Source organism: Rubripirellula reticaptiva, assembly GCF_007860175.1.
GTDB lineage: Bacteria > Planctomycetota > Planctomycetia > Pirellulales > Pirellulaceae > Rubripirellula > Rubripirellula reticaptiva.
In genome coordinates this window covers 653040-666919 of the sequence record NZ_SJPX01000004.1, presented here as the reverse complement: position 1 = coordinate 666919, position 13880 = coordinate 653040, and the positions used below count along the sequence as shown (strand labels likewise).

9 protein-coding genes are annotated in these 13880 nt (G+C 54.6%); 5 read left to right on the top strand and 4 right to left on the bottom strand.

Features of this window, described 5'->3' with window-relative positions; all coding sequences use genetic code 11:
- Nucleotides 1-4: 4 nt before the first annotated feature.
- Nucleotides 5-1552: a BBP7 family outer membrane beta-barrel protein gene (locus tag Poly59_RS19585; RefSeq protein WP_146535785.1), complete on the bottom strand. Its 1548-nt coding sequence runs from the start codon at nt 1550-1552 to the stop codon at nt 5-7.
- A 212-nt stretch (nt 1553-1764) separates the two neighbouring features.
- On the bottom strand, nt 1765-2439 hold the full coding sequence (locus tag Poly59_RS19580) for a metallophosphoesterase family protein (protein WP_146535784.1): 675 nt from the start codon (nt 2437-2439) through the stop codon (nt 1765-1767).
- 330 nt (nt 2440-2769) lie between these two features.
- Between Poly59_RS19580 and Poly59_RS19575 the strand changes: the two genes are divergently transcribed.
- From Poly59_RS19575 to Poly59_RS19565, 3 genes are all read left to right on the top strand, one after another.
- Entirely contained in the window at nt 2770-4863 is a 2094-nt protein-coding gene (locus tag Poly59_RS19575; RefSeq protein ID WP_246151775.1) for a vWA domain-containing protein, read from the top strand.
- Between the two features lie 93 nt (nt 4864-4956).
- Nucleotides 4957-5256, top strand: coding sequence for a DUF485 domain-containing protein (locus tag Poly59_RS19570; RefSeq protein ID WP_146535783.1), 300 nt, complete (start codon nt 4957-4959; stop codon nt 5254-5256).
- Nucleotides 5253-7175, top strand: a complete 1923-nt coding sequence (locus Poly59_RS19565) for a sodium/solute symporter (RefSeq protein ID WP_146535782.1) — start codon at nt 5253-5255, stop codon at nt 7173-7175. Before Poly59_RS19570 ends, Poly59_RS19565 begins: the two co-directional genes overlap by 4 nt.
- A gap of 149 nt (nt 7176-7324) precedes the next feature.
- Here Poly59_RS19565 and Poly59_RS19560 read toward each other — a convergent pair whose 3' ends face one another.
- Entirely contained in the window at nt 7325-8770 is a 1446-nt protein-coding gene (locus Poly59_RS19560) for a Gfo/Idh/MocA family protein (RefSeq protein WP_146535781.1), read from the bottom strand.
- Between the two features lie 233 nt (nt 8771-9003).
- On the opposite strand from Poly59_RS19560, the gene Poly59_RS19555 reads away from it, so the two are divergent.
- The gene (locus Poly59_RS19555; protein WP_146535780.1) at nt 9004-10335 is read left to right on the top strand and encodes a leucine-rich repeat domain-containing protein; all 1332 of its coding nucleotides are present in this window, start codon (nt 9004-9006) and stop codon (nt 10333-10335) included.
- A 156-nt stretch (nt 10336-10491) separates the two neighbouring features.
- Here the strand turns inward: Poly59_RS19555 and Poly59_RS19550 are convergent, their stop codons facing one another.
- Nucleotides 10492-12009: a sulfatase family protein gene (locus Poly59_RS19550; RefSeq protein ID WP_246151823.1), complete on the bottom strand. Its 1518-nt coding sequence runs from the start codon at nt 12007-12009 to the stop codon at nt 10492-10494.
- Nucleotides 12010-12121: 112 nt separating this feature from the next.
- On the opposite strand from Poly59_RS19550, the gene Poly59_RS19545 reads away from it, so the two are divergent.
- The gene (locus Poly59_RS19545; RefSeq protein ID WP_146535778.1) at nt 12122-13822 is read left to right on the top strand and encodes a leucine-rich repeat domain-containing protein; all 1701 of its coding nucleotides are present in this window, start codon (nt 12122-12124) and stop codon (nt 13820-13822) included.
- Nucleotides 13823-13880: the final 58 nt, after the last annotated feature.

The following is a 13880-nucleotide window of genomic DNA, read 5'->3' as shown; positions in this document are numbered from 1 at the left end:
CTAACTAATACGTGTAATGTAGTCCGAGGTGAATACCTTGCACATAAAACGTGTCATACCGAAGACTCGCCGACGGGTTCACGCCGCCCACCAAGGGACTCGACAGATTCGACGAAAGGTTCGGATCCAACGCCCCCGAAACTTGCAGGGCGTCGGTCATCGCAATCAGGTGATAACCAAGCGTGACATCAAACCGCGGGAACCGATGCCACCCCAACGACAGATCCAGTTCGGGAACGACGCCAAACGTGGTATTCGAACGAGTACCGCTGTTAGTATCGCGAACCAGCAACCCTTGCGGATCGGTGAACGAGTCAGCACCGTTTTCGGTGATGGTCACGCCGCTACGTCGGGCAGTTCGTTTAACCGCACCCATACCGAGTTTCGCTAGCGATCGAAACGACCAGCAGCCTTCGCGATAGTTGCTGGCGATCCCCAATTGGGCACCATGAAAATCGTTGATGGCATCGATCGAGTCGCTGATCGAAATCACCGAGCCGGCTGGTCCGAAAGTGCCATTCTGTGAAAGCGACGTGCTTGAGACATTCAAGTCTTCGTCCAATCGCATGTACTGATATCCGTACAACAGATCGACCGTTCCGCCATATCGCCCGTACCAAAACTGGCGGACAGAGATATCGCCACCAAACACGTTGCTGCTGCCATCGACGTGGACCGATCCGGCAGCCGCCCCGGGGAACGCAACCACAATCGTGCTGGGCTCGTTGGGCGTAACAGAAGTGTTGGTGAATGGGCGAGCCAGAACGCTGTTTTGGTCTTGCGTGCTGTCAAATCCAAACGACGACTCAGTCACTGCCCACCCACGGAAAACCATGCTGCGACACTGCGACTCGTCCAGCCATGTTCCAATTTTTAAGAGTCCACCAAACGAGGCATCGCGATGCTCGGTATTGGCGCCCGACAACACCGAGGTCGTCGCTTGGTCTAGTCGGCCAGCCGTTGCCGCGTTAGTCGAGGCGCCAGTTGTGATCAACGCGGGCAAGCGATCGCCACTGCGAAACATAACGCCACCGCTAAATGCACCAAACCAATGGTCACGTCGAAAACAAATTGTTGCATTGGAGCAACTGCCGCACCCGGATCCACCACAACCGTTGCACCCCATGCCATCGCAACCACCCATGCCGATGCCATCGCACGAGCTGCAACCATCGCAGGATGAGTCATGGCCGATCGAGCTGCCATATCCACCGACATCTTCGTAGCTGTCTTCATAAATGGTCGGTGGGTGATTCATGATCGTCGGTGCATCGAGAACCCGCCCCGATCCAACGACCGTGCCGTCGGTGATCTCCGACTGAGGATCAATCAGGACCACATCTTCGTGATTGACTTGCTGCAAACGCGGCTTGGGCGAGACCGCCTTGGCAGACGCGACAGGCTGTGAAGGTTTCGGATCAGCAGATTCCTTGGACGGAATCTCCTCGACTGCAATCGACTCAAGCGTGACAGACTCAAGCGTCGGTGGCTGGTAGACACCGCGGTCGGGACTTTTTACGCGAACCTGAGCCGTAGCGAAGGACATTGGCATCGCGGCGGGCGCCAACGCTGCAGCGCAAACGAGCAGAGTTCGCAACGATCTCGCGAGATGGGGTTTAGTCAAATCCATCGGTGATGATTCCGGCAAACGAATGAATCGGCATGATCGACGGCGAGCGCACCGCGACCTTAACAATTCCATCGACCGCGACGACCATGCGGATTGAGCGTTTCTGGCAAAGTTTGCCGGTTACGCAGCCGAAATCACGATGTTGTGCGATTCGGCCGCAGTATGCCTTCTTCTGAAACCTGCCAATATTCGCGACTCCCCAGATCGACTGCGGTCAACCAACCACCGCCATAGCAATACGTATCGATGCAGATCAAATGCCCAACATCCAAAATCTCGCCATCACGGTTCGCTGTGTGCCCGACCACGGCTGTTTTGCCACTGCGGTGAGGTGCGGGCAGCCCTTCGGTCAACGAATACCAACGCAGCATGTCCGACGTTTGGTGGTCTAAAGCTTCATCGGGATCGTAGGCTGCATGGGTAAAAAAGTACCCGTCATGCTCGAAATAGTCTCCCAGCGAGTCAAAAAACGCCTCGTGCTCGGCCGGCAGAAAGTCCAGACTGCCATCAAAACCATAGCTATCGAGAGTTTCGACACCTCCGTAGCGGAGCCAACTGTGGTGCGGTTCGCCATCGCGAATCACCGCTAGCATCATTTCTTCGTGATTGCCCAGCAGGCAGACCAACCGCGTGCGCCGCCCCAATTCCACCAACACATCGATTACGCCGCGAGAATCGGGACCTCGGTCCACGTAATCCCCCAGCGTCACGACGATATCGTCTGCCGTCGGTGCAATCTCTTCCAGCAATTTTTCAAGTGCGACACGACAACCGTGAATATCACCAATCGCTATCAAACGCCCGGACAAGTTGATTTCTCCCGCTTAAGAAGCTTAAAAATGCGATCAAAACCAGCATCGCATTCGGCATGACCCTGTCGCCGTGATCATAGCACCACCCAGAAGAGGGTATCGATGAGGCGATTTGGGTACAAAGCCGACACCCTCGCGTTCAAAGGGGTACGGTTGAGAACGCGATTGCTGGCGGATTTCTACCATGAACCGCGAAAGTCCCACCTTCGCGTTGAAAGTTTGTCCGGCTTGGGCGAAACTGTCTAGAGCGCCCATCGCATCTCGACAACTAAGCTGAAGCCGAGGTTGCCACGAAATCATTTGCTGCGGAACACCGGAGATTCTTCCTTGTCGACGACCAAAACCGCATCGAACGCCCCCGCCGAACCAGTCTCGGCTGAGAATCCGGACCTCCGCGACGAGGGCAAGACGCTCGTGGACGCCAATTTGGATGCGTGGTCCGAGGACGAGTTAGAAGACGAGTCGCTGTTGGAAAATAACGAAACCGTTGCGATGATCGGCAGCATGCTGGTTCACCTGATCATCATCCTGTCGCTAGCCCTGGTCCCGCTCGCTTCGCAGATGGACGAGGAAGCCGTCGTGATCGTGTCGAAACCGCCTTCGGAAACACTTGAAAAAGTCGACACCATTGACGAGGTCACCTACAGCGATGTGCCGCAATTAAAGGTCGGTGCAAACAGTTTGGCAGAAACCGAAATGGCCGAAGCGTCTGCAGAGATCTTTGCCGAAATTTCTGAAATCCCAAGCCCCATCGAATTGGAACAGTCCGACCGCGGCGATTTCTTGTTAAACGAGATGTTCACGCAAGCGGTTGCTCCCTTGGACAAACTGGACAACCAAAAGGGGAAGGTCGGCCAAGGAGCCGAGGGGGCTGTCGGTGCGGTTGACCGAATCACGTTCGAGTTGCTGCAAGCGATGGAAGAACGTCCGACAACAATTGTTTGGTTGTTTGACCAAAGCGGTTCGCTGCACCGCCAACGCAAAGAGATCCGTGACCGCTTTGATCGCATCTATACGGAACTTGGGATCGCTCAGGCAAGTCAGGCCAAAGCGTTTCGCCGCAACGACAACGACATTCCGTTGCTTACATCCGTGATCGGATTTGGTAGCGAAGTCAAACTTTACACCGAGGAATCGACTGACGACCTCGACGAAATCAAAGACATCATCGACCGCATTCCCGTCGACGACTCGGGTGAAGAAAAAGTATTCTCGGCGATCACGTCGGCAGCCAATGAGTTTCGTTCGTTACGACGCAGCGTCGGTGCCGCGGGTGCGAAGCGAAACGTATTGTTTGTCGTGGTCACAGACGAAAAAGGCGACGACGACAACTTGCTTGAATCATCGATCAACGCCTGTCGCAAATGGGGCATCCCCGTTTACGTGATCGGCGTGCCGGCTCCGTTTGGACGCCAACACACACTGGTCAAGTACGTTGACCCAGACCCCAAGTACGACCAATCGCCTCAGTGGGCGCAAGTCGACCAGGGCCCCGAAACGTACTTGCCCGAGCGAGTCCAAGTTGGCTTCACCGGCAACTTCGAAGAAGAACCCGTCATCGACAGCGGCTTCGGCCCCTACGCGCTGACCCGGCTGTGTTACGAAACGGGCGGCATCTACTTCACTGTCCACCCAAACCGAAACGTCAATCGCGCCGTTCGACGTGGTGAAGTCGACGCTTTCGCATCGGACCTGAAGTACTTCTTTGATCCGGTTGCCATGGCCCGCTATCGACCAGATTATCTTTCACAGGCCGACTACGTCGCGAAGGTCAAAGCCAGTCCGCTGCGACAGGCCTTGGTGATGGCCGCCAACATGAGCCCCACCACGGGACTAAGCCGTCCAGAAACACGTTTCATCCGCCGCAGCGAGGCTCAACTGGCCGGAGATTTGGCCAAGGCTCAGCAAGCAGCTGCGGTTCTCGAAACTCCGCTGCTGCGGATGGCTCAAACGCTCGAACCTGGCATGAAGATGAGAAACCAGGAAGACAGCCCGCGTTGGAAAGCAGGCTTCGACTTGGCGATGGGACGCGTGTTGGCGCAAAAGGTTCGGACGGAAACCTACAACGCGATGCTTGCCCGCGGAAAACTAGGAATGGCGTTCAAGGATGCCAAAAACAACACATGGATTTTGCAACCTAGCGACGAGATCTCCGTCGGCAGTAAATGGAAAAGCGAAGCCGATACGGCACGTGAACTGTTGACCGATGTGGTCGAACAGCACCCCGGCACACCGTGGGCGTTGTTGGCAAACGAAGAACTTGCGGTACCGATTGGTTGGGTCTGGAAAGAGGAGTTCACGGACCTGACACCGCCCAAACCGAACGCTGGTGGAGGTGGCAATAATAACAACGCGCCCCCCAAAGACGACAAGGCTCGGATGCTCAAGAAGGCTCCCAAGCGACAGCTGCCGAAGCTATAGAGCCGACGAAACCACCAGCAAGGTTTCGAACTGGTATAACGGTGAACCTTCCGATTTCATCTCCGTTACCTTTATCGAAACGTCACTTGCGGCATGGACCATTCTGAATCTGAGGCGACGGCAGCTCGTCGCTACAACTCGCGACTTGGGCTGTTGCTCTTTGCGATCTATTCGGCGCTGTACGTCGGTTTTGTACTGACGAGCACCTTCTTTGCCGAAACGATGGACACGATCGTTTTAGCTGGCCTGAACCTAGCGATTGTGTACGGATTCGGACTAATCGTGGCGGCTTTGGTGATGGCGTTGATCTACGGCATGATGTGCCGTACCGAACCGATCCAACAGCCGGCCGAATCACCGACGCATCCGACCAAGAAGGGAGCCGCCAAGTGATTTACGAACCTTCGATGATGGCAGTGTTGGTCTTCTTGGCGTTCGTTTTCGGAACGGTGGGACTGAGTTTCTTTTTAGGTCGAAAAACAAAATCGTCCGAAGGTTACTTCGCTGCGCACGGCCAAATTCCATGGGCCATCAACGGCGTTGCTTTCGCAGGCGATTATCTGTCCGCGGCGTCGTTCCTTGGCATCTGCGGAATGATCGCGACCTATGGGTACGACGGATTCCTGTATTCGATCGGTTACTTGGCCGGCTGGATCGTGGCGCTGTTTGTGATCGCCGAACCGATGAAACGCCTTGGCCGATTTACGTTCGCCGATGCATTGGATGCAAAATTCAATTCTCGCGGTATCAAAGCCGCCGCCGGGATCAGCACTTTGGTCGTCAGCGTCTTTTACTTGATTCCGCAAATGGTCGGCGCCGGCGTTCTGATCCAACCGCTGCTGGGTTACCCGCACTGGGTTGGTGTCGTGATGGTTGGCGTCGTTGTCATCGTGATCGTCGTCACCGCCGGTATGGTGTCGACGACCTATGTGCAGTTCTTGAAAGGATCTTTGCTAGTCATTTTCAGCGCAGTCTTGGTCGTGATGCTGTTAAACAAAGGGCTAAAAACCGACAACGAATCGTTCGAAACAATCGGCCCAATATCCCAAACTGAACTGTCGGGAACGACGATTGACGGCCGAGGCGTAATCCCGACCGCCGATGGCTGGCAGGACCATCCTTATGTTCGGTTATCAAGCGAGGACGAAGCAGGATTTGACATCTACCGTATCGAGGCGGTCGACGGGTCGGACCAAGTGGTGTTAAAGCAAGCACAGACGATCACGACCAAAGACGGCCAGAAAGTGATCGACGGTGCGCTGCTTGGCACCGAGCCTCGCGAAAAGCAACTTCGCCCAGTTGGTCAAATCACAAAACTTCCCGGTGACGAAACGGAAACAGGGCCCCTGGGTCCGATCGAGTTTCTTAACACGCTACGCGACAGCGAGGTGGTGCTATGGGGAAAAGAATCGATCACACACGACGATCAATCACAAACGACGGTCTACTACCAAAAGCCTACGCCGGGCGCCGAAGTGCTACGTCCTGGTTCCCACCCAACGTTCGCCGGAATTCGCGGTGACAACTTTACGGACAAGCTGAACTTCCTGTCGTTGATGTTGGCTTTGTTTTGCGGCACCGCGTCGTTGCCACATATCTTGATTCGCTACTACACAGTCAAAGACGGTGCAGCGGCTCGCAAAAGCACGATCGTTGGGATTGCCACGATTGGCTTCTTCTATGTGCTGACGCTTTACCTCGGACTCGGTGCCATGGTCAGCGGATCGCTTGACTTGACCGATTCCAACATGGCGGCACCACTGCTAGCCCGCAGCATGAGCCCGTGGCTGTTTGCGGTCATTTCCGCGATTGCATTCACGACCGTGCTAGGAACCGTTAGCGGATTGATTCTGGCCAGCAGCGGTGCAGTTGCGCACGACTTAATCGGAGGCGTCCTGGGCATTGAACTCGAAGGTCATCAACAAGTTCGCGTCGCGAAAATCGCCGCCGTCCTGGTCGGTGCAATCGCGATTGTCCTGGGCATTCTGTTCAAAGAATTGAATGTGAGCTATCTGGTTGGATGGGCCTTCAGTATCGCAGCGAGTGCCAACTTACCGGCACTGGTGATGTTGCTATTTTGGAAGCGAACGACCAAAGAAGGCATCATTGCCAGCGTGGTCGTCGGTGCAGCATCATCGCTCGGATGGATTCTGTTGTCCGCTGACACTTACGCCAAGGTCTACGGATGGGACGCGGCCGACGCGATTGCCCCGTTCAGTCAACCAGGGATCGTTACGATTCCGCTGGCATTTGCAACGTTGATTGTGGTTTCATTGTTGACGAAGCCACCAGAGCCCCAACCAGCCACGTAGCTCAGCGATCCCAGGGTCTGCGGGTTTCAAAGCGACGACGAAGTCTTTCGCCGAACCATAAGCCGCAACCCATTTGACTTAGCCAAGAAAAAACCCGGCACGTCGATGACGTACCGGGTTTTGTTTTTGGTTTGAACTTGAAACCGAAGTTACGCGTTTGCGGCTTCCATCAAGCCTTCCAGCGCCCAGCCTTCACGATAATCGCGGCTGACAAACTGGTTGATCTCAGGAACGTTCGGACTCGTCATCGACTTAGCATCCCATTCGATGCGTTGTCCTTCGCCAGCACGCATTGCCAAGTTGCCGGCCAGAATGGTTTCGGTCAAACGTCCGGCATAACCGAAGTTCGACATCGTTCCTGGCTCGTACTCGCCCTTGATGGTACTTACAAATTCCCACTTCTGACGCTCGTCCACTCCGCTATCAAACGGAATCCGCGGCAACGTTTGTGCTGGAGGCTTGAAGTCGACGTACTGCTCGCTCGGCAACAAGACGTACTGCCCGCCGTAATCATCAGGCGAAAACAAGATGCCTTTGCTGCCAACGACAACAGCGCCACTGGTCTTGCGTTGCGAAGGATCGTTCTTCAGTGCCTCGATACGACTACGGAAGCTCGCCGGCAGTTGGCTGGTGATGCGATCGGGCGGCAAGTTGCCGCCATCGTACCAGTGGAAATTGCAAGCAGGCAAACCATCTCGTTCTGGGAACTCGAACATCAATTCCGAGCTGCCGGGGAAAGTTTCGCCTTCGACAATACCTTGGTTCTTGATTGCGGTCATCGCAATCGGATCCCACAAGTTCAGGGCCATCACCGACAAGTTCGTGGTGTGGCAAGCCATGTCGCCCAACGCGCCGGTGCCAAAGTCGACCCAACCGCGCCAGTTGAAACTGTGATAGGCACCAGCCTTGTAAGGACGCATCGGTGCTGGGCCGATCCAACCGTCCCAGTTTAAGTTCTCTGGCACTGGGTCTGAACCCGCGGGACGACCTTGCCCCTGCGGCCACACCGGACGATTGCTCCAAATGTGAACTTCCGAGACATCGCCGATCGCGCCGCTGCGGATCACTTCGACGCCTTCACGAAGACCGTCTTGGCTGGTGCCTTGGTTGCCCATTTGAGTAACAACGCCAGTCTCTTCAGCCGTTTCTCGCATCAAACGAGCTTCGGCAATCGACCATGTCAACGGCTTTTGACAGTACACATGTTTCTTCATCCGCATCGCCTTCACAGCGGCAACAGCGTGCGTGTGGTCAGGCGTACTAACGGTAACAATGTCCGTCTTGTCGCCAAGTTGGTCCAACATTTCGCGGAAGTCGTTGAATTGCTTTGCATCAACAAACTCGCGTCCCTTCTTGGTCAACGTGTCGCCATCGACATCGCACAGGCCAACAATTTGGACGCCGTTATCGGCGATGTGACTGGTATCGCTGCCGCCCTTGCCACCGACGCCGATGCAAGCTGCCGACAACTTTTGCATCGGTGTTTCTTCAGCGAACAATCGCGGAGTCGTGCTCGAGAAGTAACCAACTCCGGCAGTCGCCGTCAGCGCGGCTGACCGGCCCAAAAATGTTCGACGCGTAGACTTCTTGCTCATTCAAAATCTTTCAGATCGGTGGGAAACAGTGGGGGAGAGGCTCAGAACCCATGCAATCGATGTACATGGGAGGACACACGCTCTGCGGTGCATCCAATTCACACTAACACGATAACAAGGGCTGAATAGGTAGACAATCATTCTCTTCGGCCCCATCATAGAAACTCGCTCGATGAAGATGCGTTCGCGCACGCACCCACCGCCTCCCCCCCTGACGCTGATAAAGATCTGAAATGACCGTTCGTTTGCCCATTTTTACCGTCGTTTTCTTCACGGCGACGCTTTCCATCATTTCCATCGGATGCCAAAAATCGGCAGATACGGTTTCCAAGGCAGACGTTTCGCTCAGTGCTGAGACACCTTCGAAACCGGCGCCCGTGGCCGAACCGGATGATGCCGACGCCGTCAAAACACTCTCCGATGCGGGTTTCACTTTGGTGAAAAACTCGGTCGGGAACGTCAACAAAGTATCCGGTGTCGTTTCGGAAGGCGGCAATTCGGCATTGGAGAATCTGGCCGGCCTGAACAGTCTGCAAGAATTGACGTTGTCGGGCCCAGGACTATCGGACGAAGGCTTGACGGTGCTGTCGAAATTGACGGGACTCAAGAGACTTGACCTATCCGACTCGGGTGCCGGCGATGGTGCCCTTGCCGCAATCAAGGAGACCCAAACGTTAGAGGTCTTGTTGCTGCGGCGAACCACTGTCACCAACGAAGGTCTGACCAACATCGAAGGCCTGTCGAAGATTCGCGCGATCGACTTGCGAAACACAAACATCTCGGACCCCGGCACCATTTCGCTGGCCAAACTGACGTCGCTTACGGATGTTCAACTTGAAAAGGCAAAGATCAACGACGAAGGTGCGATTCGATTGGCAGCACTGCCACTGACTTCGTTGAATCTGAACTACTGCACGACGATCACAAACGCAACGCTTGAAGCGCTTGCGAAAAATCCAAATCTGAAGTCGCTGCAAATGGACTACACCAAAATCAACGACGAAGGCATGTCAGCGGTCGCGAACTTTAAAGACATGACACGCCTGCGCATCCGAGGCACCGACGTGACGGGCAAAGGCCTAAAAAACATTCAAGGCCTTACCAAAATGCAAAGGCTTGAACTTCGCGACTCGTCCCTTGACGACGCTGGCATGGCAATCATTGCAGCATTGCCGAAGGTTGATTTCCTAGACATCAGCGAATGCCGCTTGGTTACCACCGAGGGATTCAAAATGATCGGTCGGTTGTCGAACTTGACCTTGCTTAGCCTCTGGGAGACGAAGCTCGACGACGAAGCGTTTGCCGAGTTCAGCAAGTTAACCAAATTGAACAATTTAGACGTTCGCTCGACCAAAATCACTGACAAGTCGTTACCTACTCTGATGCAATTCAAGAACCTTGAACAACTCAACGTCAGCGGCACGAAACTGACCGACAAGACTTTTCAAGAAGTAAGCACACTGCCGAAACTTAAGAAACTGCAGGTCGCCAACACGTCGATCAGCTTCGCCGTGCTGGACGAACTGATTGAACTACGCGACGACTTAGAGATCGTCGATTTCTAAGCCCCGATTTCTTCTGAGAATTCGGACTTCAGAGCACCCTGGCTCTATTCTTGACAGACCACCGAAACGTCTTTCCCGTTCAAGCTTGAAAGGGAAAGACGCAGCAACGATCAGCGGTGACTTCAAGAACGATCCGGATTCAACGACAGTTCTAACTCACTCGTAGTCCCACTTCATGATCCACGGATCTTGCATTTCTTTCTGCAACGCCTTTAGCTTCACTTTGTAGGCTTCCAAGACATCCGCATGCCCTGGGCTATCGGCCAAGTTCGTCGTTTCATCGGGATCTGCGGCAATGTCGAACAACTCAAACTGAGGACGTTGGACGTATCGCCCGACCGTCGTGTTGCCGTAGGGGGCATCGTTGCCCTTGATCAACTGAGCCTGCCAACTGCTGGCCGCCCAAAGATCCGATGCGAAGGGAAACGGTAACGGGTGAGCAATGTTCCAAATCAATTTGTACTTCGAGTCTCGAATGACTCGCATCGGATAGTACATCTGAATCTCGTGGAAAGTATGCGACGCTAAGATCGATTCATGGTGTGCCTCGTCGGGATTCGCTAGACAGTGCAACCAAGACTTGCCCTGATACGAATCAAAGTTATCGCCGCCGTCACGGTTGTCTTTGACCGCTTCGTCACGATCGTTCCAAAACTTCCTGGCATTGATCGGGTTTATCGGCCCATTGGTTTTTGGATCCAATCCACCGGCAAAGTCCAACAGCGTCGGAGTGATGTCGATGTGGCTAAGCATCGCGTCACTTTCGACACCACGCTTTGACTGATAAGGATCCCGAACAACCATCGGAACGCGCAGACCACCTTCATAGACAGTTGTCTTTCCACCGGCGAAGGCCATGCCGTGATCGCTGGTGAACACAATCATTGTTTTGTCGTACAGATCGGCTTCTTTCAAAATCTCGACCAAACGAGCGATACCTTGGTCGACTCGAGCGATCGACTGGTAGTACTGGGCAAGCTCTTCACGCGTCTCCTTTGTGTCGGGCAGAAACGGGGGAACGACCACATCGGCCGGATCGTAAAAAACTTCTTCCACCCCCGGATACGAGCCACGCTTGGGTTTGTTGCCGAACAAGTCGGGTTTGAGTTCCGATTTGGATGTCTTGTCGACACCACCGCCGCGGTGCGGATCGGACGTCGCAAAGTAAAGCATGAACGGGCGATCGTCAGTCGCATCGGTGATGAATTCACGACTCGCTTCTGCCATCTCGACGGCGTTCCGAGAGTTGGCTTGAAGATAAGTTTCGTAATGAAAAACGGCTTCCGGTGCGACGTGATACTTGCCAATCTGTCCGGTGCGATACCCTTTTCGACTAAGGACTTGTGGCAAAGCCAAACGGACGACATCGTGAAACGATGAAAACTTGTGATAATGATGCTGGTGTCCGAACTGGCCATTTCGGTGGTTGTGCACACCACTCATCACAACACTTCGACTGGCGCTGCATGATGCGGTCGTCGCGAAGGCATTGCGGAAAACCATCCCGTCAGCGGCAATCGCGTCGATTGCTGGTGTTTTCGCAGCGGCATCGCCGTAACAACCAAGCGTGGGACTCTCGTCATCGGCAATAATGAACAAGATGTTGCGATCAGCCGCTATCAACGGCCCCGCACATACAAGGGTCAAACAAAAACTTAGGACATAGCGTGTCATCGGCATGGCAAAATCTTGGTGGGTGTCAGAGCGGAGTTCGACCGCCATACTGGACGGCGAAAACGAGCCGGGATCGCTCGTCGTGTGCAGTTTAACCAACAGGAACAATGCGATGGGGAAAACGACCGCGGTGTTTTTTACCTTGGCTTGGCTTTTGTTTGCCGTCGCCATGGATAAGGACGTTGCAGCAGCGGACGTTGACCGGACGACTGTTTACATTCCGCTGGCCGCAAACCATGCCCCAAACGCTCGATTGATAGCGGTACAGCATCCTGCCGAAGCTCTCGGTGATTCCCAAAACGCCGGATGGAATGCCTACCTGCGAGTGTGGCAGTCGCACCATGCCGACCCTTCCGCCACGCCGATTCGCCGGATGCTGGGGCTGCCACTCGGCGACGCTCCGACTTGGTCGGCCAAACGCAGTCGATCGGCGCCAACTTGGCTGGGATGGCGTCCCGGAACCTACGCCGAAGTCGAAACGCCTCACTTTGTCATCTATAGCCAAGCTGGAAAATCGGACTCGGCCGCCGTCGCGAAAGATCTGGAACGATGCTATTGGGCTTGGACCCAAATGTTCTTCCCGATCTGGGAAGCAAGCGACCAAGTCACCGTGATGCTAAAGCAACTCAAACCCGACCAATCCGTAGCTTCGTATTTGGACGAACACCCAAGTCGTCTTTCGACCAAACGAAAACTGCGAATCGTTCTGTTTCGCGACGCCAGCGAGTACGCACGCGTGCTAAGCCGTGATGTACCAGGAATCGAGCGTTCGACCGGCTTCTATAGCGATGTCCGAAAAACGATGTTCTTGTACGCGTCCGAAAACGATGACGCTGCAACCCGGCGGCACGAACTGGTTCATCAACTTTTCCGCGAAGCCACGCGCAGCGGACTGGGCCGATCGATGCCGGGCGAGCAATCGGGATTCTGGCTCGTCGAGGGTATCGCGGGTTATTTTGAATCACTCTTTGTCGGCGACACGTTCGCAACCGTCGGCGGCTGGGATTCGCCACGGCTGCAGTTTGGACGCTACCGCACCCTGGTCGGTGGCGATCAAATGTCAATCGACGAATTGCAAATCGACGGCCGCTTAGCCGCACAGAAACGCGGCGATATCGCTCGCTGGTACGCGCACGCAATCACCCAAACTCATCGCTTGATGGACGATGGTAATGCTTCGGATCGGATTTGGGTGTACCAACAATTAGCCAACCTGTACGACGTCAAAGCCAAACTGCCCGACGCAAAATCACCAAATCCATCGGGCGACGAAAACACGCGAGCTTTTCTGGCGATTGACGACGAAACCCTTATCGACAATGCTCCGGTGCGTTCACTTGAATCGCTTTGCTTGGCCGGTTGCCAAGTGACCGAAAAGGGAATCGCTTCGATCGGCGTCCAACCGGAACTGACGTGGCTCGACCTAGCCCGTTTACCGATCGGAAACGATGCTGTGCGAGGTATCGCTGCGTCGCCGCGAAAAATTGAACAACTGACACTCGAAGCAACACAGGTCGATTCAGACTTGACTGATTGGATTGGAAACGCCGTCAATCTACGCGAACTCGACCTCAGTTGGACCAGAACGGATGACCGCGTGATCGCTGCGATTGAACCGGCGAAGAAGCTGTCAGTCCTTTGGATGACTGGAACCCAGATCACCGACGAATCGATCCCCCAAATTTCGGCAATGCAAGAATTGAAAAGCGTTGATGTGCAGCGGACCAACGTGACCGCCTCAGGCATCGAGTCACTTCGCAAGGCGACTTCGGCAGACATCAATCCGCTGGAACTACGAACCGCAACACCTTGAGTTTCGTTTTTCACGCAAACTGCTTCACTCGCTCTCGCCCCTAAACGACTTACAAAAT